This window comes from Thalassospira lucentensis (genome assembly GCF_011806425.1).
GTDB lineage: Bacteria > Pseudomonadota > Alphaproteobacteria > Rhodospirillales > Thalassospiraceae > Thalassospira > Thalassospira lucentensis_B.
Genome location: NZ_JAATOV010000004.1, coordinates 73216 through 97280 on the forward strand (window position 1 = coordinate 73216; position 24065 = coordinate 97280).

The 24065-nt window shown below is 53.5% G+C and carries 21 protein-coding genes; 11 read left to right on the forward strand and 10 right to left on the reverse strand.

Annotation, left to right across the window (positions count from 1 at the left end):
• Positions 1-186 precede the first annotated feature (186 nt).
• Positions 187-459 carry a DUF6500 family protein gene (locus HCZ99_RS13850; protein WP_167447612.1) on the reverse strand — a complete coding sequence of 91 codons (273 nt, stop codon included), beginning with the start codon at positions 457-459 and terminating at the stop codon, positions 187-189.
• 147 nt (positions 460-606) lie between these two features.
• Here HCZ99_RS13850 and sfsA point away from each other — a divergent pair, with 147 nt between their 5' ends.
• On the forward strand, positions 607-1320 hold the full coding sequence (gene sfsA, locus HCZ99_RS13855; RefSeq protein ID WP_167447613.1) for a DNA/RNA nuclease SfsA: 714 nt from the start codon (positions 607-609) through the stop codon (positions 1318-1320).
• Between the two features lie 34 nt (positions 1321-1354).
• Here the strand turns inward: sfsA and HCZ99_RS13860 are convergent, their stop codons facing one another.
• Positions 1355-2026 carry a GntR family transcriptional regulator gene (locus tag HCZ99_RS13860; RefSeq protein WP_167447614.1) on the reverse strand — a complete coding sequence of 224 codons (672 nt, stop codon included), beginning with the start codon at positions 2024-2026 and terminating at the stop codon, positions 1355-1357.
• A 118-nt stretch (positions 2027-2144) separates the two neighbouring features.
• Here HCZ99_RS13860 and HCZ99_RS13865 point away from each other — a divergent pair, with 118 nt between their 5' ends.
• The 9 genes from HCZ99_RS13865 to HCZ99_RS13905 all read left to right on the forward strand — a co-directional run bounded on the left by HCZ99_RS13865 (position 2145) and on the right by HCZ99_RS13905 (position 12542).
• Positions 2145-4082: an alpha/beta hydrolase domain-containing protein gene (locus tag HCZ99_RS13865; RefSeq protein WP_217701502.1), complete on the forward strand. Its 1938-nt coding sequence runs from the start codon at positions 2145-2147 to the stop codon at positions 4080-4082.
• A gap of 275 nt (positions 4083-4357) precedes the next feature.
• Positions 4358-5164 carry a type I methionyl aminopeptidase gene (gene map, locus HCZ99_RS13870; RefSeq protein ID WP_167447616.1) on the forward strand — a complete coding sequence of 269 codons (807 nt, stop codon included), beginning with the start codon at positions 4358-4360 and terminating at the stop codon, positions 5162-5164.
• A 23-nt stretch (positions 5165-5187) separates the two neighbouring features.
• The gene (radC, locus tag HCZ99_RS13875; protein ID WP_175581514.1) at positions 5188-6126 is read left to right on the forward strand and encodes a RadC family protein; all 939 of its coding nucleotides are present in this window, start codon (positions 5188-5190) and stop codon (positions 6124-6126) included.
• Between the two features lie 49 nt (positions 6127-6175).
• Complete coding sequence (locus HCZ99_RS13880) at positions 6176-6565, forward strand: VOC family protein (RefSeq protein WP_167447617.1); 390 nt, start codon at positions 6176-6178, stop codon at positions 6563-6565.
• A gap of 422 nt (positions 6566-6987) precedes the next feature.
• Positions 6988-8622: a peptide ABC transporter substrate-binding protein gene (locus HCZ99_RS13885; protein WP_167447618.1), complete on the forward strand. Its 1635-nt coding sequence runs from the start codon at positions 6988-6990 to the stop codon at positions 8620-8622.
• 81 nt (positions 8623-8703) lie between these two features.
• Positions 8704-9627 (forward strand): oligopeptide ABC transporter permease OppB, encoded by a 924-nt coding sequence (gene oppB / locus HCZ99_RS13890; RefSeq protein ID WP_167447619.1) that lies wholly within the window; start codon positions 8704-8706, stop codon positions 9625-9627.
• Complete coding sequence (gene oppC, locus HCZ99_RS13895) at positions 9627-10535, forward strand: oligopeptide ABC transporter permease OppC (RefSeq protein ID WP_167447620.1); 909 nt, start codon at positions 9627-9629, stop codon at positions 10533-10535. Before oppB ends, oppC begins: the two co-directional genes overlap by 1 nt.
• A gap of 19 nt (positions 10536-10554) precedes the next feature.
• Entirely contained in the window at positions 10555-11529 is a 975-nt protein-coding gene (locus HCZ99_RS13900; protein ID WP_167447621.1) for an ABC transporter ATP-binding protein, read from the forward strand.
• The gene (locus HCZ99_RS13905) at positions 11526-12542 is read left to right on the forward strand and encodes an ABC transporter ATP-binding protein (RefSeq protein WP_439654660.1); all 1017 of its coding nucleotides are present in this window, start codon (positions 11526-11528) and stop codon (positions 12540-12542) included. The genes HCZ99_RS13900 and HCZ99_RS13905 overlap by 4 nt, the downstream gene beginning before the upstream one ends.
• Before the next feature lie 116 nt (positions 12543-12658).
• Here HCZ99_RS13905 and HCZ99_RS13910 read toward each other — a convergent pair whose 3' ends face one another.
• Entirely contained in the window at positions 12659-13501 is an 843-nt protein-coding gene (locus HCZ99_RS13910; protein ID WP_254869619.1) for a MipA/OmpV family protein, read from the reverse strand.
• 191 nt (positions 13502-13692) lie between these two features.
• Positions 13693-15447 carry an HD family phosphohydrolase gene (locus tag HCZ99_RS13915; RefSeq protein WP_167447623.1) on the reverse strand — a complete coding sequence of 585 codons (1755 nt, stop codon included), beginning with the start codon at positions 15445-15447 and terminating at the stop codon, positions 13693-13695.
• A 301-nt stretch (positions 15448-15748) separates the two neighbouring features.
• Here HCZ99_RS13915 and purB point away from each other — a divergent pair, with 301 nt between their 5' ends.
• Positions 15749-17059 carry an adenylosuccinate lyase gene (gene purB / locus HCZ99_RS13920; protein WP_167447845.1) on the forward strand — a complete coding sequence of 437 codons (1311 nt, stop codon included), beginning with the start codon at positions 15749-15751 and terminating at the stop codon, positions 17057-17059.
• A gap of 109 nt (positions 17060-17168) precedes the next feature.
• Here purB and HCZ99_RS13925 read toward each other — a convergent pair whose 3' ends face one another.
• The 6 genes from HCZ99_RS13925 to HCZ99_RS13950 form a co-directional block, all read right to left on the reverse strand.
• Positions 17169-18740 carry a ribulokinase gene (locus HCZ99_RS13925; RefSeq protein WP_167447624.1) on the reverse strand — a complete coding sequence of 524 codons (1572 nt, stop codon included), beginning with the start codon at positions 18738-18740 and terminating at the stop codon, positions 17169-17171.
• A gap of 11 nt (positions 18741-18751) precedes the next feature.
• Positions 18752-19453, reverse strand: a complete 702-nt coding sequence (araD, locus tag HCZ99_RS13930) for an L-ribulose-5-phosphate 4-epimerase AraD (protein ID WP_254869620.1) — start codon at positions 19451-19453, stop codon at positions 18752-18754.
• A gap of 65 nt (positions 19454-19518) precedes the next feature.
• Positions 19519-20499, reverse strand: a complete 981-nt coding sequence (locus HCZ99_RS13935; protein ID WP_217701503.1) for an ABC transporter substrate-binding protein — start codon at positions 20497-20499, stop codon at positions 19519-19521.
• Positions 20500-20541: 42 nt separating this feature from the next.
• Positions 20542-21525, reverse strand: coding sequence for an ABC transporter permease subunit (locus tag HCZ99_RS13940; protein ID WP_368484267.1), 984 nt, complete (start codon positions 21523-21525; stop codon positions 20542-20544).
• 25 nt (positions 21526-21550) lie between these two features.
• Positions 21551-23128, reverse strand: coding sequence for a sugar ABC transporter ATP-binding protein (locus tag HCZ99_RS13945; RefSeq protein ID WP_167447625.1), 1578 nt, complete (start codon positions 23126-23128; stop codon positions 21551-21553).
• Complete coding sequence (locus tag HCZ99_RS13950) at positions 23125-23910, reverse strand: DeoR/GlpR family DNA-binding transcription regulator (protein ID WP_167447626.1); 786 nt, start codon at positions 23908-23910, stop codon at positions 23125-23127. Before HCZ99_RS13950 ends, HCZ99_RS13945 begins: the two co-directional genes overlap by 4 nt.
• Between the last annotated feature and the right edge of the window lie 155 nt (positions 23911-24065).

A 24065-nucleotide genomic window follows, 5' to 3' on the forward strand; every position in this document is an offset into this window, starting at 1 on the left:
GATGCAGAAGGCATTGGGTCTAGGAAATGAACAAACCTGCCGCCCACCTTCACATGACGTTTGTTTTCTTATATTTACGCCGATACCCTCGTTTTTCCGCCATATTCAAAATACGTGAATCGCCTGAACCACGCTTCTTTTAGGTTATAATTTCAAATAATATTTCAACCCTAAATACGTTCTTTTTTATCTGGTGCGTTCGCGTCCGAGCACAGCCTCGCTGTTTTTTTCGCCGTATTGATCGCTGCGTTCTGACACTATGGCGCGGATTTTGGTGGCCTTTTCGAAATGATCGAGCTTATGGTTTTTGATCCACCATGTGGCGGCCTCCATCAACAGATCTGGATCATCGTTGCGGTTGGCAAAAAACGCATAAAATGACAGGCCGACACCGTCGCCTTTTTGCGCGATTTTCGCATCACAGGTATCGATGATTTTTTGGCGGAGGCTGTCGCGCATGATGGGTCCTTTGTGTGTCATTGGCGTATCTTGTCGGTGTCTGGTGTATCAAGGCTTGATGTATGACGTGATTGCCGTGACATTGGCAGTATCGTGACCCAACACAGATGACAGTTTCTGTCAGGACAGATTCCCGAAAGGCTTCCCATGCACCTGCCCACACCGCTGATCCACGGCAAATTGATTAAGCGATACAAACGATTTTTGGCCGATATCGAGCTTGATGACGGGGAAGTTGTGACCGCCCACTGTGCCAATCCCGGCGGGATGATCGGACTTAAGGAACCGGGTATTGATGTTTGGCTGTCAACGTCAGACAACCCGAAACGCAAATTGAAATATAGCTGGGAAATTTGCCAGATCGGCGATGCGTGGATCGGGATCAATACCGCACATCCCAATGCGATTGTCGAAGAAGCCATTTTGGCTGGCAAGATTACGGAACTTACCGGCTATCAGGACTTAAAACGCGAAGTGAAATACGGCAAAAATTCCCGTATTGATATTTTGCTGTCCGATCCGAAAAAGGGTCTTTGCTATGTGGAAGTTAAAAACGTCCACTTAAAGCGCGATGAAGATGTGCCGGGACTGGCCGAATTCCCCGATGCAGTCACCGCACGCGGAGCAAAGCATTTAGATGAAATGGCCGATATGGTCGCCGACGGGCACCGGGCGGTGATGTTTTATCTGATCCAGCGCACCGATTGCGGCCAATTCACCCTTTCGACCGACATTGACCCACATTACGGCGAACGGTTTAAAGCCGCGCGGTCAAACGGGGTTGAGGCCATTGCCTATGATTGTTCGATTGATACCAACGCGGTCACCGTCCGCAATCCCTTGCCGATTGTGGGATTGTAAGGCTGTAAATTTGCAAGCCTCATGACGGCGCAGGTTACGGGCCCTGCGTCGCCTTGGCCTTTATTTTTTCCAAAGAGGCGATCAGATCGCTAAACCGGTCGCCTTGTATTTTGACATGGGCGAGCAACGATTCGCGCGCAGCGGGCGCGTCGCCGGCAAGGATTTTTTCAATGATCTGCTTATGCTCGTCAAAGGATGCCTTCATGCGGTTATGGACCCGCAACTGAAGCCGACGATAAGGGCGAAGGCGCCGGTGAAGGAACGCGCATTGCTCGCTGAGAAAGCTGTTTTGGCTGGCGGCATAGATGACGTGGTGGAAGGCCTCGTTTTCATAATAATAGGCGTCGGTATCCTCGTTCGCCGCGGCTTCTTGGCAGCGAAGATGGGCGTTTAGCAGCTGGGTTTTATCCTCTGGCGTGTGACGTCGGGCGGCGGATGCACCAGCCATGCCTTCAAGCTCGGCCATGACTTCAAACATTTCAAAGACATATTTGGGGCCATGATCAGCGACAAGCGCCCCCCGGCGGGGCCGAAATTCGATCAAGCCGATGGCGCTTAGTTGCATCAGAGCTTCTCGGATGGGGGTGCGCGAGACACCAAACCGTTCCGCCAACTGCGTTTCATCTAGTCGCGCACCAGGGGCGAAATCGCCGGTCAGAATCCCGTTTTCAATATCGTCCCGAAGCTTGTGAAAAGTGCTTCCCATTCCCCCACTCTTTCGCATACGAATTATAAATTATTGTATACAACATGTTTGACTCTGCACACAGCAGCGGCAAACCTTGCGACCATCATCCTATAGTTGATTTAATCGGGAGGAAATGATGAAGAAAAAAATAGCAATACCGGCACTGCTTGCGATGGGCACCATCGCAACAGGTGCGGCAACCAACGCGCAGGCCCGCGTCACCAATTTCGAAGTGACGTCAAAGACCACTGCGTTTGAAGGAATGCCATTCCCCAAAGTCGGTACCTATGATCGCATTGATGCCATCGCGACCTTTGCCGTTGACCCGAATTCACCGCGTGTGGCCGACATTGTCGATATCGACAAAATCCCGGTCAACGAAAACGGCGAGGTTGTTTTTTCAAGCGAAGTGTCGATCCTTCAGCCAACAGATCCCAACACTAAATCCGGGTTGCTGTTCTATGAAGTTCTGAACCGCGGGCGCAATCTGAGCTTAACGCTTTTGAACCGGTCGAATTCGGCAGATATCCCCGAACAAGCCGGGGATGCTGGCGATGGTTTCCTGATGCTGCGCGGCGACACGGTTGTGTGGTCCGGCTGGCAAGCGGGCCTTCCGGACGATGCCATTAACATCGAGCTTCCTGTTTTGTCAGACATTACCGGTCCATCACGCGAACAGTTCATTTTTGACAAAGACGGCACGACCGGCAAAGGCAAGCTGAGCTATCCGGCGGCGACCCTTGACGTCACACAGGCAACATTGACCGTCCGCCAAAATGAAGGCGCCCCACGCCAGACCCCGGCGGGACTTTCGTTTAAATATATCAGTCCAACTGAAATTGAAATTACCCGCCCAGACGGCATGGATGCCGGTGCGATCTATGACTTTGTTTACCCGGCGAAAAACCCAGTTCCGCAGGGCCTTGGCTTTGTTGCGACCAGCGATACGGTTTCGTTCCTGCGCGGTAATCCGGGCCATGATGTTCAAAGCCCGCTTTCTGGCATTGACCACACATTGGGTCTTGGCATTTCGCAATCGGGCCGTTTCCTGCGCGATTTGATTTATCAGGGATTTAATGCGGATGACACCGGCGCGCAGGTTTTTGACGGGGCGATGGCGCATATTGCCGGGTCGCGCAAAACCTTTAGCAATTATCGATTTGCCAAGGCGGGCCGGTATTCACGCCAGCACGAAGATCATGACTATCCGGGCGATCAGTTTCCGTTCAGTTATGCCGACACCACGGACCCACTGACCGGACAGAGCGGATCGATCCTTTCGGCGTGTGAAGAAACAGATACGTGCCCGAAAATCATGCATACCGATACGTCGACTGAATTCTGGCAGGCACGTGCGGCATTGGTTGCGACCTCCCCGGCCGGGGAGCCGTTGAAGATGCCGGAAAGTGTCCGGCTGTATTTCATTGAAGGTGCGCCGCATTTCAATGGCTGGACGGCGGAATCGAAAATGAACCCGATGTGCCAGTATCCAACAAACCCGCTGAGTTCTGCGCCGATCATGCGGTCTTTGTATTCGGATATGGCCGACTGGATCAGCACGGGTGAAATACCGCCAGAAAGTCGCTATCCGAGTGTTAGCAATGGGACATTGACGCCACTGGCCGATTTCAAGATGCCGAAATTTGGCGATATGGCCCCTGTGCCGTCTTATAATCAGTTGCAAGTGATGGATTATGCCACCAATCCGCCCAAACGCGGTGCGATGTATCCGGCATATGTTCCGACAGTTGATGCCAATGGCAATCCAACCGGCGGCGTTGCGTTGCCTTACGTCGCGGCGCCGTTGGGCACCTATGCGGGATGGAACCTGCGCAGCGAAGGTTATGCACCGGGTGAATTGTGCAGCCTGAACGGCCTTTTCGTACCGTTTGAAAACAATGCATCGGGCGATGGCCGCAAAAGCCTTAGCCAGCATTATCAAAGCCAGGCCGATTATCTGGATGCGGTGCGTGCGGCGTCAGAAAACCTGGTTAAAGACGGCTATATGCTGTCGGGTGACATCGGCTATGTGATGGACAAGGCAGAGGCCAACAGCAGCGTTTTGGCAAACTGATTGTTTGTGACACACACCACGTTGCGTGATCCTGTGTAATATCGACACAAGATCAAGATGACTTAATCCAGATGACTAAGCCCGCCCTTGTGGCGGGCTTTTTCGTGCCCGAAAGCATGGTGCTGCGGGCATCCTGTGATTGTTGTTTTTTAAAGCACAAAGCGGCGCGCATATCAGCCAAACCTTGCCAATCAGGACATCTGGCTTTATGTCATTGTGCACCAAATTCGTTAAATACATTGATAGATACATAGCCGAGCTTAAGGAGATTTCGGGTGGCGAACGGAAAAGTTAAACTTCACGGCCCCGAAGCATTTGAAGGCATGCGCGCCGCCGGTCGGCTGGCAGCAGAAGTGCTTGATATGATTACCCCGCATGTTGTGCCGGGGGTGACCACGGGTGAACTTGATCGCCTGTGTGATGAATATATCCGCGATCACAATTCCATTTCGGCTTGCCTGAATTATCGTGGCTTCCCGAAATCGATTTGCACATCGATCAACCATGTTGTTTGCCACGGTATTCCCGGCGACAAAAAACTTCAGAATGGCGACATCATGAATATTGATGTCACGGTCATTTTGGATGGTTGGTATGGCGATACGTCGCGCATGTATATCGCCGGTACACCCAAAGTCATGGCACAGCGCCTTGTTGATGTGACCTATGAAGCGCTTTGGCGTGGGATCAATGTGGTCAAACCGGGTGCGACCCTTGGCGATATTGGCCATGCGATCCAATCCTATGCCGAGGGTGAGCGGTTCTCGGTCGTGCGTGATTTCTGTGGTCACGGGCTTGGTCAGGTGTTCCATGATGCGCCGAATGTCTTGCATTACGGCAAGCCGGGCGAAGGCCTTGTTTTGGAACCGGGCATGATCTTTACGATTGAACCGATGATCAATCAGGGCACTTATGCGTGTAAAATTTTGCCAGATGGCTGGACAGCGGTGACGCGAGACCGCAAACTGTCGGCACAGTTTGAGCATTCGCTTGGCGTGACCGAAGACGGGTTTGAAATCTTTACCCAGTCGCCAGCGGGCCTTGATAAACCGCCCTATAACGTTGGCAAGGCTGCCGAGTAACGGGCAAACCGGGGGAAGCAGATTTGAGCGACACACAAAATCGCAAACCTGCATCTTCCCCCGGATCATCGGCCCCGACCACGCCGAGCTTAGAAATTGATGATGGCACGCGGGTCTTTTTCGATCCGGCCCGCGACATCGCCCCATCACCGCAAAGCCCCGCATCTGTGTCACCGACGTCAACAGCGCAAAGTGCGCACATCGACGATGGGGCGACGCCAGATGCGTCAGGCACGCCCCCCAAAGACGCCGAAGCCCCCCAAAAGTCAGCCGGTGCAGGCAAATCCCCCAAACCGCATTATCACGGCCACCGCCAACGGCTGCGCGAGCGCTTTATCAAAGGCGGCGCAACGGCCTTGGCCGATTATGAATTGCTGGAACTGATGTTGTGCATGGCGATGCCGCGCGGCGATGTCAAACCACTGGCGAAATCGTTGGTTACCCAATTTGGCAGTTTTGCCAATGTTCTGGCCGCCCGCCCCGAAGATTTGCACAAGGCCAAGGGACTTGGCGAAGCCGGGATTGCCGCGATCAAAATCGCAGAGGCAAGTGCGCAACATTTATCGCGCGAACGGGCGATGGAATTGCCGGTCATTGCCAGTTGGGAACAGCTGATTGATTATTGCCGGGTGCGGATCGGGCATCTGAAAAACGAAGAACTGCATTTGCTGTTTTTGGACCGCAAAAACCGCCTGATAGCCGATGAATGCCATCAACGCGGCACCGTCGATCACACGCCGGTTTATCCACGCGAAGTCATCAAACGCGCGCTTGAGCTGCATGCGTCGGCCATCATATTGGTCCATAACCATCCAAGTGGGGACGCCACCCCATCGCGCGGAGACATCGACATGACACGCAAAATCGTTGAGGCCGCCAAGGCGATGGAAATTGCCGTACATGATCACATCATCATCAGCCAGGCGGGATATAATTCGTTCAAAACCCTTGGCTTGATATAGCGCCCAGCCCTAACCGCCGCCAAAACCGCTACCAACCAGAAAGAACACCATGGCCCATATTGGTTTGATCACGGTTGTCGTGCGCAATTACGACGACGCCATTGCGTTTTATACCGACAAAGTCGGGTTTGACCTGATTGAAGATACCGATCTTGGTGATGGCAAACGCTGGGTGATTGTGGGGCCAAAAGGCGCAACTGAAACCCGCATTCTGTTAGCACAGGCACGCGGCGAACGCCAAACATGCGTCATTGGCGATCAAACCGGTGGACGGGTGGGCTTTTTCCTTAATTCCGATGATTTTGCCCGCGATCATGAGCGCATGACAAAAGCCGGTGTTCATTTTCTTGAAGCCCCCCGAAATGAGCCCTATGGCACGGTGGCGGTATTTGAGGACCTGTATGGCAACAAATGGGATTTGATTGAGCTTAAATCCTGATCAGAGCACCTGACGCCAGCCACGTAGATCGTTGATCATAAAAGTCGATGAATGCGATTGCGGGGGCACCTCGTGGAGCAGGATCGATTCGCATATCCAAATGAACCGTGCTGCTTAAATGTGAACTGCTTCGCAGCCAAAAACACAACTTTTCCGCGTCACAGAGCATATATTAGCAATTAAATTCGCGAACAGCCCGCCAATTTTCCATCCCAACTTACAAGCGTATATTCATCGGCGAATTATTGTTTTTACGCATGATTCCACTATTGCGACCCAAATATCGCGCACAACTCCACCGATTATTTCACTACGATGAAATCAAGACTTGCAGTTGACGCATAGCAGCCTCAGTATTTTTGCGTACGTACTTTCAGGGAGTGCGTCACAACAAATCAAAATTGCTGAGGGAGACATTTCACATGTCACAAAACGCGATGACCGCAAAGGGTCTCGTGAGCGGACTGATAAAGTCGTCACGGGCCTTTGTGCTGGGGACCGCCTTGATTGCCGGGTCGATGACCATGCTGTCCTCCACCCACGCGCAAGCTGAAAAGATTCTGCGGGTTGGGAATGATGGTGAACCACAATCCATGGACCCACATTTCATCTCGACCGTTCAGACCAGCCGTCTTTCCGATGATATGTCGTTGGGTCTTTTGACCTATGGCCCCGATGGGCAGCCGGTTCCCGGTGCGGCAGAAAGCTGGACCGTTTCAGACGACGGGATGACATATACCTTTAAAATCCGGGATCATAACTGGTCAGACGGAACCCCGGTCACCGCACAGGACTTCATCGCAGGCTGGCAACGCCTTCTTGATCCGGCACTGGGCGCGGAATATGCGTCGCTTTTGTACATCATTGAAGGTGCCGAGGACGTCAATACCGGCAAAGACGGCGCGAAACTCGCAGCGACGGCCATTGACGACCATACCCTTAAGGTCAAGCTGACCGCACCGGCCCCCTATTTCCTCGCTCAGCTTACCCACCAGACGGCCTTTGCAATCCCGCGTCACGTGGTTGAAAAATATGGCAAGGACTGGGTAAAGCCGGAAAACATCGTCGTAAACGGTCCTTACAAACTGGTTGAGTGGATTCCGAACGTTCATACCAAACTGGTCAAAAACGAAGAATTCTACGACGCCAAGAACGTTCCGATCGACGAAGTGATTTACTACACCTACGAAGATCGCACCGCGATGCAGAACCGTTTCCGCGCCGACGAACTTGACGTCGCGCGTGACATTGCATCCGAACAAATTTCCTGGTTGCGTGACAATCTAAGCGACAGCCTGCGCATCGCCCCCTATGCGGGCATTTATTATTACGCGATCCGAACCGACAAAGAAAAATTCGCTGATCCGCGCGTGCGCAAGGCGCTTTCGCTTGCCATCAACCGCGAAGCCATCACCGATGCGGTTCTGAAAACCGGTGAACTTCCGGCATATTCCTTCGTGCCGCCGGGAACAGGCAACTATACCGAACCGGCCTATGTTTCATGGAAGGACCTGCCCTATGGCGAGAAGGTCGCAGAAGCCAAGAAACTGATGGCAGAAGCGGGCTATGGGCCGGACAACCCGTTGAAATTCACCCTGCGTTACAACACGTCGGAGAACCACAAACGCATCGCGATTGCCGCACAAAATATGTGGAAACAGATCGGTGTCGAAGCCGACCTGTTTAACACCGAAGGCAAAATCCACTATGCCGACCTGAAAGTTGGTGATTTCGAAGTCGCCCGCGCAGGATGGATCGCCGATTACAACGATGCGCAGAACTTCCTGTTCCTTGGTGAAGAACGCACAGGTCCGCTGAACTATGCCGCGTTCGGCAACCCGCGTTATAACGAACTTATGATGGAGGCCGAAAACGAAGGCGACCTGAAAAAGCGCGCGGAACTGATGCATCAGGCCGAAGCCATCATGATGGAAGCGCAGCCCTACATCCCGATTTACTACTATGTCTCGAAACAGCTTGTATCGCCAAAGGTCAAAGGCTGGATCGATAATGCCCCGGATCGTCACCTGACCCGCTGGCTCGACATCGCCGAGTAAATTTCGCCTTGGTATCGCAGGCTTTGAAGGCGTCATCCCGCCCAAGGCCTGCGATCACCCCGACGGGGATGAGAAAAAAACATGTTATCATACGCCATTCGGCGCCTGCTGATCGCGATCCCGACGCTGTTCATCGTGATCACGGTGGCCTTTTTCATGATGCGTATTGCACCGGGCGGTCCATTCGATCAGGAACGTGCACTGCCACCCGAAATCGAAAAGAATATCAAGGCCGCCTATGACCTTGATAAACCGCTGATCGCGCAATACGGCATTTATATCGGCAAGCTTTTGCAGGGTGACTTTGGCCCATCAATCAAGATCCGTGACTTTTCCGTTGCTGAACTGATCATGGCGGGCGCACCAGCATCCATGCAGCTTGGTTTAAGTGCAATTGCCCTGGCCCTTGTGTTTGGCATCGGGTTTGGCACCTATGCCGCCCTTCGACAAAACAGTGCGGTTGATTTTGCCGTGATGGGGATTGCCATGATCGGCATTGCCATCCCGAACTTTGTCATGGCGCCGTTACTGTCGCTTGTTTTTGGACTGTATCTTGCGATCCTGCCGACCGCAGGATGGGGAGACGGCGAAATCCAGTACAAGATTTTGCCGATCATTGCCCTTGCCCTGCCCCAGATTGCCTATATCGCGCGCCTGACGCGCGGATCGATGGTCGAAGTGTTGCATTCCAATTATATCCGCACGGCACGTGCCAAGGGACTGCGCGAAAAGTTGGTAGTGAACCGTCATGCGATCAAGGGCGCACTTTTGCCGGTGATTTCCTATCTCGGCCCGGCAACGGCCGCCGTCATGACCGGATCGGTTGTGATTGAAAGCATCTTTGGCGTGCCCGGTATTGGCACCTATTTCATCAAGGCCGCATTGAACCGCGACTACCCGCTGGTGATGGGGGTGGTGATTGTCTATGCGGTGATGATCATCTTGCTGAATTTCCTGGTCGACATGGTTTACGGCCTTCTTGATCCCAAACTGAAGTCACCCTGATGATGAATAAATCCGAAAAGACAGCCCTGCTGCAATCTGCAAGTGCGGCCAAGGAAATCGAAGGGCGCAGCCTGTGGCGTGATGCCCGTATCCGCCTGTTTCGTAACAAGGCCGCCGTGGGATCCATGATTATTCTGGGGATTATCACCCTGCTTGCGATCATCGCCCCGCTTTTGAGCCCATATGCCTATGACCAGATCGACTGGGGATACATTCAGGAAGGCCCGAACTGGGAAAACGGCCACATTTTTGGCACCGATGGCAATGGACGCGACCTGTTTATCCGCGTGCTGTATGGAGCGCGCGTGTCATTGGCCGTCGGGCTTTTGGCAACGGCCGTCTCGCTGATCATTGGCGTGACATATGGGGCCATCGCCGGATATTTCGGCGGCAAGATCGACAGCATCATGATGCGGTTTGTCGATGTGCTTTATTCCCTGCCCTTCATGTTCTTTGTCATCATGTTGATGGTGGTGTTTGGTCGAAACATCTTTTTGATTTTTGTCGCCCTTGGTGCGGTTGAATGGTTGACCATGGCCCGCATTGTCCGGGGTCAGACACTTTCGCTGCGGCGGCGTGAATTTATCGAGGCCGCCCATGCCACGGGGGTTTCGAACTTCAAGATCATTTTCCGCCATGTCATCCCCAATGTTCTGGGGCCGGTGATTGTCTATATGACACTGACCATTCCCCAAGTGATCCTGACAGAAAGTTTCCTGTCTTTCCTTGGGCTTGGCGTGCAAGAGCCGCTGACCAGTTGGGGGGTTCTGATTTCCGAAGGCGCAAAAGTGATCGAAGCATCGACCTGGATGCTGATTTATCCGGCGGTGTTCCTTGCACTGACACTGTTCTGTTTCAACTTCATCGGCGATGGCCTGCGCGATGCGCTGGACCCGAAAGACAGATAGGACAGGAAGGAAACACATCATGACAACCAACCATATTCTGACTGTCGAAAACCTTTCTACGCGGTTTCAAACCCCGGATGGCGAAGTCGAGGCGGTCAATAACGTCAATTTCCACATTGATCCGGGCGAAACGCTTGGCGTTGTCGGGGAATCTGGATCGGGCAAAACCCAGATTTTCCTGTCCCTGATGGGGCTTTTGGCCAAGAACGGCACATCGACCGGGTCCGTTCGCTATAAGGATAAGGAAATCCTCAATCTGCGGCCCCGCGAATTGAACAAAATTCGCGGTGTCTCGATGTCGATGATCTTTCAGGATCCGATGACATCGCTGAACCCGTATTTGAAAATCTCCCGACAAATGACAGAGGTACTCGTCGAACATCGCGGGATGTCCGAGGCAGAAGCCTTAAAACGTGCCATTGCGATGCTTGACCGTGTCGGTATCCCCGGTGCGGCGCAACGCGTTCACATGTATCCCCATGAATTTTCCGGCGGCATGCGACAACGCGTGATGATTGCCATGGCGCTTTTGTGCGATCCGGAAGTTCTGATTGCCGATGAGCCGACCACAGCCCTTGATGTTACGGTGCAGGCACAGATCCTTGATCTGTTGCGCGATCTGCAAACAGACTTCAACACCGCAACGGTGATGATCACCCACGATCTGGGTGTGGTGGCGGGCCTGTGTGATCGGGTGATGGTGATGTATGGCGGGCGGGTTGTTGAAACCGGCACCGTGCGCGACATTTTTTATGACAGTCATCATCCCTATACCGAGGGCCTGTTGAAATCGATGCCGCGCATTGATCGCGCCAACGAAGACAACATGTTCGCCATTCCCGGCCAACCACCCAATCTTCAAAACCTGCCGACGGGCTGTGCCTATCAGGAACGCTGCGGCTATGTCATGGATCGATGCTGTCAGGAGCGCCCGTTGCTCAAAGATTTTGGGGATGGCCGGGCCAGCGCATGTTTCCGGGAGGACGGGCAATGACGGTCATGACGACAGCACCAGACAAACGCGACAACGCCCCGATCCTGTCCGTCCGTGATCTTAAGGTTCATTTTCCGATACCGGGCAAAGGCCTGTTCGCCAAGGACCGACCGCTTAAGGCCGTCGACGGGGTAGATTTTGACCTTTATCCCGGCGAGACACTTGGCGTGGTTGGGGAATCTGGTTGCGGGAAATCCACATTGGGTCGGGCGATTTTGCAATTGATTGCCCCATCGGGCGGACAGGTCGCATGGCTTGGCAAAAATATTGTCGGCATCCCACACCGCGATATGCAGCCCCTGCGCCGGGATTTGCAGATCATTTTTCAGGACCCGCTCGCCAGTCTTAATCCGCGCATGACGATCGGCGAAATCATTGCGGAACCGCTGGTCACCCACAAACCTGAACTGGGCAAGGACGAAATCAAGACGCGCGTAAAACGCATGATGGCGCGGGTGGGACTTTTGCCGCAAATGATAAACCGCTATCCGCATGAATTTTCCGGGGGACAATGCCAGCGTATCGGCATTGCACGCGCGATGATTCTGGAACCGAAATTGATTGTGTGTGACGAACCGGTTTCCGCCCTTGATGTGTCGATACAAGCGCAGATCGTCAATCTGTTACAGGAATTACAGCGTGAATTTGACCTGTCGCTGATTTTCATCAGCCATGATTTGTCGATTGTGCGCCATATCTGTCACCGCATTATGGTGCTGTATCTTGGCAATGTGATGGAGCTTGCGGACCGTGACAGCATCTATGCCAACCCCAAACACCCCTATACCAAGGCGCTGATTTCAGCCGTGCCAATTCCCGACCCGGAAATTGAACGCAATAAGGAACGCATTGTTCTGACCGGCGATTTGCCAAGTCCGCTGTCGCCGCCGTCAGGATGTGTGTTTCGAACCCGGTGCCCGTTCGCACAGGAAAAATGTGCAACGGACGTTCCGACAATTGACCGTGTTTCGGAAACTCAGGAAGTCGCCTGTCATTTTCACAACAGCATCTAAATAAGAAGCCTGTCACAATTGCACCCGAAAACTTACGGACCGTCCTTAGACGGTCCGTTTTCTTGTGTAAAACCAAGTGATCAATTCGCCGTTTTTAGAAAATCCGTATCAACGGATCAAAACGTGTAAACGAGGCCGAGGCCAGCACTGAGCACATAGTCATCATCAATGATCGGGCTGTCGGTATATTCGTCTGATAGATAGACGACACCGCCGGTACCGATGATGTTGAGGTTTTCGGTCAGCGGATAGGCGACGCTGAGATCAAGGTGGGGCAAGAAGGTCGCATCGGGGGCGTAATAAGCCCGGTCCGCGCGGACTTCGTTTCGGGCAACACCCGCACCATAATCCACCAGATTTTCGCTTTGCCATGTGACACCCGCACCCCATTTAAAGCGTGCGTGTCCCCATTGTACCGGAACGGAATAGGACAAATCGACTTCGTGACCGTCATGGGTATCGGTTACATCGGTCAGATATTTCCCAACCAATTCACCGCGCCATAGGCGTGTGGCAAAGCCCATCCCGATATCATACCCCATATCGGGATCTTCCATCCCGTTTAGGTACGCACTGTCATCCGGGTCAAAAGGTGCGCCACGCAGGCCACCGATAAAGGACACACTGGCGAAATCGTTTTTCCAAACTTTGATATCGACCTCATCGGTCCCGATATGCATGCGTTCCGCATCATAGGCAATCAGCGGAAGACCGTTCAAATCGGTACTGTCTGCACCGCGGTAAGGATTGCTTTCGACTTTGCCGATCGCGCCCAATTGCCAATTTCCGCCCAACCACGGATCTTTTTCACCAGTCCCCTGCCCGCGCTGGGTGTCAGTGTTCGCATTCTGTGCGTTTGCCGGGGCACTGAGCGTAATCGTTATGGCAAGCGCACATAACGCCAGCCCGACAGCAATCATGACATCGCCCAACCGACGTCGTACTTTTTTCAAAACCATTTATCTGCACACCTTTTGAGAACCATTACGTTATGTCGGCCAGACAGTACGCCGAGACACAATGTAATGGCGTCCGGTTCTATAACTTCGGACGGATGACACAAAAAACACCCGTCTGAGTGCACATTTTCACGTGCCCTATTATGAGGATGCAACAATCTATGGACGAGAAACGTGGTGAAAATTTGTGCTTAGCGTGAAATCAGGAAGGCTTCGATATCGACATCGTCGCACTGTTCGGGCTGAAGGAACTTTTTTCCATATTCAAGGTACGTGCCGCTGATCAGGAACAGTTCGAACAGGTCATTATCAATCTCGCCCTTATCACGCATATCGCCCAAGATCGCGATGCATTCAGACATACGCTTGGGGCGTTTATAGGGGCGGTCAACAGCGGTTAGGGCTTCGAAAATGTCGGCAATCACCATCACCTTTTCGAGAATACCCATTTCATCGCCGGTCATGCCATGCGGATAGCCAGACCCGTTCATTTTTTCATGATGGTTGCCCGCAATCGCCGGAATACGTTGCAGTTCATTGGGATAAGGCAATTGCGCCAGCATATCCTGTGTGACGACAACGTGGTCATTGATCACTTGGCGTTCTTCGGCCGTCAGGGTGCCGCGCGCGATCGACAGGTTATAAAGTTCGCCGCGGTTAAAGCCCTGATAGACCTGATCTTCGCGATCCATCAAAAGGTTTTCAGCCCCCGCTTCGCGCAAGGACGCCAAATCAGCATCACTTAACCGCTGGTTTTCCGCCCATGATAGCCCGACCGTGCGATCAAAATGGCGCACCCATGTTTGCCCGGCAATATCATGCAAGGCATCGATGGTTTCGCCGCCCAGTTCGGCATCGCCAATATTGGCGTCCGCCACCATGGCAAATTGGGTTTCAAGTTCCGTCACCCTTTTGTTGAAATCAGCATCGCAGGTATCGGCATCTTCGCCCGCGAGTTTGCGTTTAAGCATGTCGATTTCAGCATCACGGCGCAGGACTTCGAACCGGGTGCGGATTTCGTGAATACGGTTATGGATGGTTTCAAGCTTGGTCGATTTTTCGATGACATGATCAGGGGTGATGATCTTGCCGCAATCATGAAGCCAAGCGGCCAGATCCAGTTCATACCATTCCATATCGGTCAGATAGAAATTGGAAAACGGCCCGATTTTGTCATCCACCGCCGCCTGCGCCAGCATGCGGGCAATAACCGGCACCCGCGCGCAATGCCCCGCTGTATGGGGGGATTTGGCATCAATCGCGTTGCCCAACACCCGCACGAAACTTTCCATCAGATCGCGCTGAGACAGCAAAAGGCGCCGGTTTTCAATCGCCACTGCCGCCTGACTGGCCAGGGCATTTATGATCGGTTCAATCGCCGGATCAAAGGTGATGACATGGCCCGCGTCATCCCGGGCATTGATCAGTTGCAGCACACCAATCACACGTCCGGCACTGCTTTTAAGCGGGACGGTTAGAAACGATTTTGATCGATAGCCGGTTTCCGCATCAAAGGCGCGTGTGCCGGTAAAATCAAATCCGTCGGCGGAATACGCATCTTCGATGTTAATCGCCTTGCCACTCAGCGCGACATAGGTGGCGATATTGCGATGATTGGGATGCCCATCAGCATCATAAAGCGGAAGGGGTGGAAACGGTTTGTGCTGTTCGCGCCCGGAAACAAAGAAGGTATTGAGCGTATCGTTCATAAGGATACGAAACTGAAGTTCGGTTTCTTCTTTGTTGACGAGATAGAGCGACCCACCATCCGCATTGGTAAATTCGCGTGCGGCCATGAGGATTTTTTGGTTCAGCTCGGCGCGGCCTTGCGGGGCAGAAAGCGAGATCCCCAAATCAACAAGCTGTGCGAGGTGATTGGCGTCTGCATCGCGGTTTTTGGCCCCGTTAGGCCGGTGACCTTTTGCCCCATCGCCTTGGCGCGTCATTTATTTTCTGCCCACTCATACTCACGGATGATCAGAACGCCTTATACCGGCGCAATCTATTAGCATTCAGTATTCTATATAAGTTGCCCTAATTCGAACAGAAGACAATCTTTGAAGCGGTAAAAAAGGGATCATATCCCGGCTATAACCGTCTGCAGACTTGCCAATTGGGCCGGAATGGACTATCCGACCCGGTGAAAGCGTGCCGGGCTGATCATCGCGTTCTTCATCACGCGCCCCGATCATGATGATCATTCAGATCATTTTCTGGCACCCAACCAAATTGCCCGGAGGCGACCGCATGATCCCGCGTTATTCCCGTCCACAGATGACTGCTATCTGGGAACCGGCGAACAAATTCCGTATCTGGTTTGAAATCGAAGCCCACGCTGCTGACAAGCTGGCCGAGCTTGGTGTTATTCCAAAAGAGTCCGCCAAGCTGGTTTGGGAAAAAGGTGACAAACCTTATACCCAGGACCGTATTGATCGCATCGACGGTATCGAAGCAGAAGTCAAACATGACGTGATCGCGTTTTTGACCGAACTGTCTGAACAGGTCGGCGAAGAAGCCCGCTTTGTCCATCAGGGCATGACCAGCTCGGACGTGCTTGATACCTGCTTTAACGTTCAGTTGACCCAAGCAACCGATATCCTGCTTGAAGACATGGACAAGCTGTTGGCAGCGCTTAAAAAGCGCGCCTATGAAACCAAAGACGTGCCTTGCATGGGCCGTTCGCACGGCATCCACGCAGAGCCGGTCACCTTTGGGCTTAAGCTTGCAACGTTCTATGCCGAATTCAAACGTAACCGCGATCGTTTGGTTGCTGCGCGCGAAGAAATCGCCACCTGCGCGATTTCCGGTGCGGTTGGCACCTTTGCCAACATCGATCCGAGCGTTGAAGAACATGTCAGCGAGAAACTCGGCCTGAAACCAGAGCCGGTTTCAACCCAGGTTATCCCGCGTGACCGTCATGCGGCCTATTTCGCGACCCTTGGCGTGATTGCGTCCTCGATCGAGCATCTGGCAACCGAAATTCGCCACCTGCAGCGCACCGAAGTACGTGAAGTTGAAGAGTTCTTCTCTAAGGGGCAAAAGGGCTCCTCGGCGATGCCGCACAAACGTAACCCGGTTCTGACCGAAAACCTGACCGGTCTTGCCCGTCTGGTTCGTTCAATGGCCCTGCCGGCGATGGAAAACGTTGCGCTTTGGCATGAACGCGACATTTCGCACAGCTCGGTCGAGCGTAACATCGGTCCAGATGCGACCGTGACGCTTGATTTTGCTTTGATGCGTTTGGCCAATGTGGTTGAGAACCTTGTCATCTATCCGGAACGAATGGACGAGATCCTTAATCAGATGGGTGGTTTGGTCTTCTCGCAGCGTGTGCTGCTGACCCTGACCCAATATGGCGTATCGCGCGAAGATTCTTATCGTATCGTTCAGCGCAACGCGATGAAGGTCTGGAACCGTGAAGGCGATCTTTTGTCGCTTTTGAAAACCGACGAAGACGTGACCGGCAAAATCCCGATGGATAAGCTTGAAGCGCTGTTTGACCTTGGTTACCACACCAAGCATGTGGACACGATCTTTGCCCGCGTCTTTGCCGACTAAGGCAAGCCACGGACATTAAAACAAAGCCCCGGTTCGTTTTAAACGACCGGGGCTTTTTGTTGTGTTTTTGAATGATCAAACGACGTTGTCGCGACAGTCTTTGGGGCGGTTAACCGCCAATACGAAAGGCGCGAAGACGCGGCAAGATGCTTCCAAGATCAAGCGGATCACCTTGGCCAAAGCCCATATAGATCGCGCGGAAGATGTCAAACAACTCGTTATAGGTTTCAACCGCCTCAGGCCGCGGATTGATGATGCGCGGCTTGGGTGCCAGGCGTTGCTGTGCGGTTGCGATGTCAGCGATGGCACCACATGCGACGGATGCCATAATGCATGACCCCACCCCGGTTGGGGAGCTTTCAGGCACATGTACCGGACGGTTTAACACATCGGCATAAACCTGATTTAGAACGTCGTTCTTTTGCGGAATGCCACCGCCATTCACAACATGGCGAATTTTCATGCCGCATTGTTCCATCCGGTCATGGATGATGCGGGTGTGCATTGCCATGCCTTCGATGGCGGCGTGAAGTTCGTCTTCGGCCTCGTGGCCCAAATCCCACCCCAGCGTTATGCCGCCCAAATCAGGACGGACCAGAACGGTGCGGTCGCCATTATCCCAAGGCAGGCGCAAAAGACCGGTTTGACCGGGGCGATAGGCATCCAATCCTTGCATCAAGGTTGGCAAATCGCGGCCCGACCGTCTGGCGATGGCTTCGAACACGTCGCCGGTTGCCGACTGGCCGGCTTCGATGCCGGTTGTTTCGGGCGTGACACTGCCCGGTACAACGCCGCAAATGCCCGGTACCGGAACCACATCATCAGGTGCGATGGCAATAAAGCAGGTCGAGGTGCCAACCACATTGACCACATCGCCCTGCGTGCCGCCACTGCCCAGCGCATCCCAATGGGCATCAAACGCGCCAAACGGGATCGGGATGCCGGGTTTCAGGCCCAGTTTTTCTGCCCATTCTTCAGACAGATACCCGGCGACTTCCGGTGCCATGCCAAAGCGGCCTTCAAGCTTTTGATTGATGCCATCCAACAACGGATCAACGCGCGACAAGAAGTCCTGTGATGGGTAGCCGCCCCATTTGGGGTTCCACATCCATTTATGCCCCATCGCACAAATCGAGCGGGGAATATCCGCAATGGCCTTAACCCCCGACAGGGTCGCAGCCACCATGTCGCAATGTTCAAGAGCGGTCGCGACTTGATCACGTTTGTCCGGATTGTGGCGCAGGAAATGCAACAGCTTGGCATAGCCCCATTCATGGGAATATGTGCCGCCGCACCAGTCCAGCGCTTCGAGGCCTTCGCGGCGCGCCAATGCGGTGATTTCTTCGGCCTCGGCATGGGCAGAATGATCGGCCCAAAGATAATAATCAGCCAGTGGCTGTAAGTTTTTATCGACCACCACAACGCTTGATCCGGTGGTATCCGCCGCAAAGGCCGCGATGTCATGGCCATTAATGCCCGCCGCCTTGATCGCACCACGGGTCGCGCGGACAAGGGATGCCATATGATCGGCATGGGCTTGGCGCGCCATCAACGGATCGGCCGGGTTTCGATGCAGCGGATAGCCTTCTGAGACAGATGCAACGGTCGCACCGCTTTCGCAGTCCATCAGGGTGACGCGGACGCTCAGTGTGCCAAAATCGGCACCGGCAACATAGGTCATGGGGTTATCTCTCAGTTCTGTCCATAGGTCGCGTTTTCACCATGCTTGCGCAGGTAATGGCGATCCAGAAGTTCCTGTGAAATGGGCGATGCGGACGGTGAAATGGTCAAGGTATGCCAGGCCATTTTTGCGACTTCTTCAAGGATCATCGCGTTTAAAACGGCACTTTCAAGCGTATCGCCCCAAACAAAGGGACCATGCCCGGCAACCAAGGCAGCAGGAATTTCAAGCGGGTCACGCCCCGCAACCGATTCAACAATCACATCCCCGGTTGCCGCGACGTAGCGCGTTTTGATTTCTTCGGGGGTCAAATGGCGGGTGACAGGGATCGTGCCATGGAAATAATCGGCATGCGTCGTGCCGAGCGGAATGATCGGCTGGCAGGCCTGTGCCATGATGGTGGCATAGGTCGAATGGGTGTGGATAATGGCGCCAACGCCATCAAACGCACGGTAAAGTGCCAGATGCGTTTCAAGATCAGATGATGGACGATACAGGTTGGTTTGGCTGCGACCATCAAGGTCACACACCACCATATGATCGGCTGTCATATCGTCATAGGGCACACCGCTTGGCTTAATAGCAAGAAGACCACTTTCGCGATCAATGCCGCTGGCGTTGCCAAAGGTTGCCTTGACCAGTCCGTGTCGAACGGTTGCAAGGTTCGCGTTAAGCACATTCGCTTTCAGCGTATCAAGGTTCATGGTGGTCATCATCCGGTATCAGAGAAAGTCAAATTAATGGTGCGCCGACGCGCGGCGCACCATGTCAACGAAGCTTAACGCTTAGCTGTCCAACCTTTGTATTCGTCAAGGTTGTCAGCGGTGATCAGCATCGGTTCGATCAGGACGGTCGGTTCTTCTGGGCGTTCGCCCTGGTAGAATGCGTAACCCATATCAAGCGCACGGCCTGCCATGGTGTACGGGTCCTGTGAAGCAGATGCCTTAAACAAAGAATCCGCCTGTGCCAGGCTGGCTTCGGTGTCTGGTGCACCGTCAACGCCGGTAATGATCAGATTGGTCCGGCCCAACTGCTTGGCAGCAAGTTGCGCACCAAGACCCATCGGATCATTGGCTGCAAAGACAGCGTCAATATTGTCAAAGCGGGTCAAAAGGCCCTGCATTGCCTGCAGGCCGCCATCACGCGAACCTTGGCCGTTCTGATCATCAGAAAGAACGGTGATGCCGTCTGCCGATTTAAAGACTTCTGAGCACCCTTTGAAGCGATCGTTCAGCGAAGACGAAGACGGGCCTTTGATGATGGCAACATTGCCCTTACCGTCAAGCTGATCGACGATATATTCACATGCCTTGCGGCCTGCGGCGATATTGTCGGTCATGACCGTAACGTCGGCACCCGGTGCAGAAACGTCAAAAGCGGAAATGACGATACCAGCATTTTTTGCACGCATGACAGCCGGGGCAATTGCCTCTTCGTCAACGGCATTGAGCATGATGATATCAACGCCTTTGGCGATGAAGCTGTCGATCTGGCTGACCTGTTTATTCAGATCATAGTCAGCAGATACCGAGGTGATGTCGACATCAGGATTGATGGCGCGTGCGTGGTCTTCGATGCCTTTGATGGTGGCAACAAAGAACGGGTTGCCCAAAAGACCAACAGAGATGCCGATGCTTTCGAGTTTTTTATCGTCGGCCTGTGCCGCAGACGGCATCAAGCCGCCCGCCAAGGTGGCCGCAAGTGCCGTACCCATCATCATTTTTTTGAGTACCGGCATCAGATTCTTGGTGATTTGCATTTTTTCCTCCTAGATTGATATGCATTCTTGTCATTGAGAGAGTTAGGTGCGGCTACCGCTTTTGAGGCGGTACCGATCAAGGGAAACGGCTGCGATAATGACGAGCCCCTTAATGATGAATTGCCAAATGTCGGAAACACCGGTCAGGATCAGGCCATTGGTCAGAACCGCAATGATCAGCGCGCCAACCAAGGTGCCCCAGATAGAACCGACACCGCCAACAAAGCTGGTGCCGCCAAGGATCACGGCCGCAATCGCATCAAGTTCATACGCCTGACCAAGTTGCAGGCCGTTGGCCGCATAAAGCCGCGCGGCCGACATGATGCCGCCAACCCCGGCCAGGAAACCGGACGCGCCATACACAAACAGCAGCACGACGGAAACTTTAATCCCGGTCAAACGGGCGGCTTCGTGGTTACCGCCGATGGCGTAAATCCACGTGCCCAGAACCGTGCGGCGCAGGATGAACCAGCTCAACACGATGACGGTCAAGGCGATCAGTGCGAGTATGGGAATCCCCAAAATGGAACCATTGCCGATAACCGCGAACGGAAGCTGCCCGTTAAAGACGGTGGTATCTTCGCCCATCAGTCGGGCAATACCGCGCACGGCCGTTAAGGATCCCAAGGTGATAATAAACGGCGGCAGTGCCAATAACGCAATCAAAGCACCATTCACGAGGCCAAACATCAACCCCAACGCCATTCCAGCAGGAATGGCCATCCAGCCGATACCAGGCACGAGCGAGACAATCAAAGCGCCCATGGCAGAAGCGGCAAGAACAGAACCAACAGACAGGTCAATCCCGCCGGTCAGGATCACAAAGGTCATCCCCGCAGCCAGCACGATATTAATCGAAGCCTGCTGCATCACGATGGACAGGTTGTTCACTGAAAGAAACTTACCCGTCAGAAGCTGGAACCCAACGGCCAGCAGGATCAGAACCGGCAGCATGCCCAGCGCCCTGATCACGCTTTGTATGTTCATGCTGTTGTTCTTGTTTTGGGCATCAGTGATGTTGGTCACGACTTGGTCTCCATCTTTTAGGGAGTCAGGATAAGGCTGCTTGCGCGGGTGCGGTTTGACGGGGGTGATTGCCAGCCGGGCCGGACGACGGGCCGGTCGAAAGACGCATGATGTCTTCTTGTTCAATCGCCTTGCCGTCTTTTGGGGATATCTCGCCAGCGATGACACCTTCACGCATGACCAGCACGCGATCAGACACACCAATGATTTCGGGCAGTTCGCTTGAAATCATCACAATCGCAATACCCTGCTGTGCCAAGCCATCAATCAAACGATAGATTTCCGATTTCGCCCCGACATCAACACCACGCGTTGGCTCATCAAGAATGATCACCTTGGGCTTGGCTTCCAGCAGGCGGGCAAGCAGGACTTTTTGCTGATTGCCCCCAGAAAGCGCGCCAACCGTAATTTTTGCGGATGGTGATTTGATTCCGAGATTTTCAAACGACTGGCGTGCGCGGGTTTCTTCCTTGCCAAAACGGCGAATACCACCCGGACCAGAATCGCTTTCCATCACGGAAATGTTGATGTTGTCGGAAATCGTCATATCCAGAAACAGACCAAGTTCCTTACGGTCCTCGGTCAAATACGCAATGCCTTCGGCCAGCGCGTCGCGTGGGGATTTTGGCGTGACGTCCTTGCCGTTCAAAAACACCTTGCCCGATACAGCCGGGTCCGCACCATAAATCAGACGCGCAAGTTCGGTTCGACCAGAACCGACAAGCCCGGCAATGCCCAGAACTTCGCCGTGATGAACATCAAACGAGCAATCCTTGACCAAAGCCGCATCAGTCATGCCTTTGACCGACAGCACGATGTCACGTTCCCCGGTGTGGGGTTTGTGTTCCTTGGTATAGAAGGTCGACATATCGCGCCCAACCATCATCGACACAAGGCGTTCGGCATTAAGCTCGTCATGTTCAAGCGTACCGACATAGTTTCCGTCGCGCAGAACCGAGCACCGATCAGACAGGCGATAGATTTCTTCCATCCGGTGGGAAATATAAATGATTGCGATGCCTTCGGCCTTTAAACCCGCGATCACGTCAAACAGCTTTTCGGTTTCGCTGCTTGATAAAGACGTGGTCGGTTCATCCATGACGATGATCCGCGCCCCGCGCGACATGCCGCGCGCAATTTCGACCAACTGACGTTCGCCAAGTGACAGGGATGCCACCTGTGTCGATGCACTGAACTTTACGCCCAGACGTTCGAGGATCGGGGTTGTTTCATCGCGCATCGCAGCACGGTCAACAATGCCACGGCGTGTGCGTTCATTGCCCAAAAAGACGTTCTCAGCTACCGTCAGATTGGGTGCGAGCGTCAATTCCTGATAAATCACGGCAATGCCATTGGCCTGGGAAATTTTGGGGTTCCCGGTCTGAATGGGGGTGCCATTGATGCGGATATCACCGCCAGCATCGGGCGTATAAGCACCCGACAGGATTTTCATCAGTGTTGATTTGCCAGCACCGTTTTCTCCCATCAGGGCGTGGACTTCGCCGCCATAGGCCGTGAGCGATACGCCTGACAGCGCGACAACCGACCCGAAGGTCTTGGAAATGTCGCGCATCTCAAGCAAAGGGTGTTCTTGTGGGGTCATATGCCTTTGCTCTCCCTTGCTTCCACAACCATGTAATCAACACCGTGATCTTCTAAGATCTTGGCATCGGCATCGGATAGACCATCATCGGTGATCAGCCGGTGAACGCGCGTTAGCGGCAGTGCAACCGTTGGCGGGCGCTCGGCAAATTTGCGGCTATCAACAAGGACGATGGTTTCATTTGCTTGGCGGGACATGTCATCACACAACCGCACCAGCAACGGATGGCTTTCAAGCAGCCCATGCGAGCTGATGCCAAGGGCGCCGACAAAGAATTGATCGGCGAAAAAGTCATAACCCTTGCCCGCCGGGTCATACAAAATCCCCGGTTCCCGGTGCACGTCACCACCGCCGACAGTCAGTTGGCAGGTGCCATTTTCCGAGAGATACCCCGCAAGCGGCGTTGAGTTGGTGAAGACGCGAATATTGCGTGATGCGATCTGGGTGCCAAAGTGAAAACAGGTCGACCCTGCATGAACGATGATCGATGATCCATCGCGCACCAGACTTGCGGCAGCCACGGCAATTGCACGTTTACTATCAACGGCAATGTCACGGTTTTCGATAAAGGGAAGATTGACAGCACGGCGTTGCACGGGCACCGCGTTTGCGGCAATGCCACCGTGGACTTTTTGGCCCAATCCCGCATCGGAAAGCTTTTCAATGTCACGTCGCGCCGTCGCAGACGAGACACCCATGACAGATGCAAGCTCATTGACCGAGACAAAGGTTTTTTCTTCCAGCAATTCGACAATTGCTTGGTGTCTTGGTAGATCGCTCATTCGACGTCCATCCCTAGCCTGCCGGTTTTATGTTTACCGATCATTGCCAGTGACGATGAACCAGTTCGATCTTTTTTGCAACATTTTAGTCACATAATGAAATAAAATGATCATTTCTGCAGCGCGCATGAGCGAAAATGGCAACGCACGGCGGC

Bases quoted from the DNA above. Each gene is read 5' to 3' on its own strand.
- HCZ99_RS13945 (WP_167447625.1), bottom strand. From the start codon at position 23,128: ATGACCCCACAAGAACACCCTTTGCTTGAGATGCGCGACATTTCCAAG.
- HCZ99_RS13950 (WP_167447626.1), bottom strand. From the start codon at position 23,910: ATGAGCGATCTACCAAGACACCAAGCAATTGTCGAATTGCTGGAAGAA.
- HCZ99_RS13850 (WP_167447612.1), bottom strand. From the start codon at position 459: ATGCGCGACAGCCTCCGCCAAAAAATCATCGATACCTGTGATGCGAAA.
- HCZ99_RS13860 (WP_167447614.1), bottom strand. From the start codon at position 2,026: ATGGGAAGCACTTTTCACAAGCTTCGGGACGATATTGAAAACGGGATT.
- oppC (WP_167447620.1), top strand. From the start codon at position 9,627: ATGATGAATAAATCCGAAAAGACAGCCCTGCTGCAATCTGCAAGTGCG.
- araD (WP_254869620.1), bottom strand. From the start codon at position 19,453: ATGACCACCATGAACCTTGATACGCTGAAAGCGAATGTGCTTAACGCG.
- HCZ99_RS13935 (WP_217701503.1), bottom strand. From the start codon at position 20,499: ATGCAAATCACCAAGAATCTGATGCCGGTACTCAAAAAAATGATGATG.
- HCZ99_RS13880 (WP_167447617.1), top strand. From the start codon at position 6,176: ATGGCCCATATTGGTTTGATCACGGTTGTCGTGCGCAATTACGACGAC.
- HCZ99_RS13925 (WP_167447624.1), bottom strand. From the start codon at position 18,740: ATGACCTATGTTGCCGGTGCCGATTTTGGCACACTGAGCGTCCGCGTC.
- oppB (WP_167447619.1), top strand. From the start codon at position 8,704: ATGTTATCATACGCCATTCGGCGCCTGCTGATCGCGATCCCGACGCTG.
- sfsA (WP_167447613.1), top strand. From the start codon at position 607: ATGCACCTGCCCACACCGCTGATCCACGGCAAATTGATTAAGCGATAC.
- HCZ99_RS13900 (WP_167447621.1), top strand. From the start codon at position 10,555: ATGACAACCAACCATATTCTGACTGTCGAAAACCTTTCTACGCGGTTT.
- HCZ99_RS13915 (WP_167447623.1), bottom strand. From the start codon at position 15,447: ATGACGCGCCAAGGCGATGGGGCAAAAGGTCACCGGCCTAACGGGGCC.
- HCZ99_RS13885 (WP_167447618.1), top strand. From the start codon at position 6,988: ATGTCACAAAACGCGATGACCGCAAAGGGTCTCGTGAGCGGACTGATA.
- purB (WP_167447845.1), top strand. From the start codon at position 15,749: ATGATCCCGCGTTATTCCCGTCCACAGATGACTGCTATCTGGGAACCG.
- HCZ99_RS13905 (WP_439654660.1), top strand. From the start codon at position 11,526: ATGACGGTCATGACGACAGCACCAGACAAACGCGACAACGCCCCGATC.
- HCZ99_RS13865 (WP_217701502.1), top strand. From the start codon at position 2,145: ATGAAGAAAAAAATAGCAATACCGGCACTGCTTGCGATGGGCACCATC.
- HCZ99_RS13910 (WP_254869619.1), bottom strand. From the start codon at position 13,501: ATGGTTTTGAAAAAAGTACGACGTCGGTTGGGCGATGTCATGATTGCT.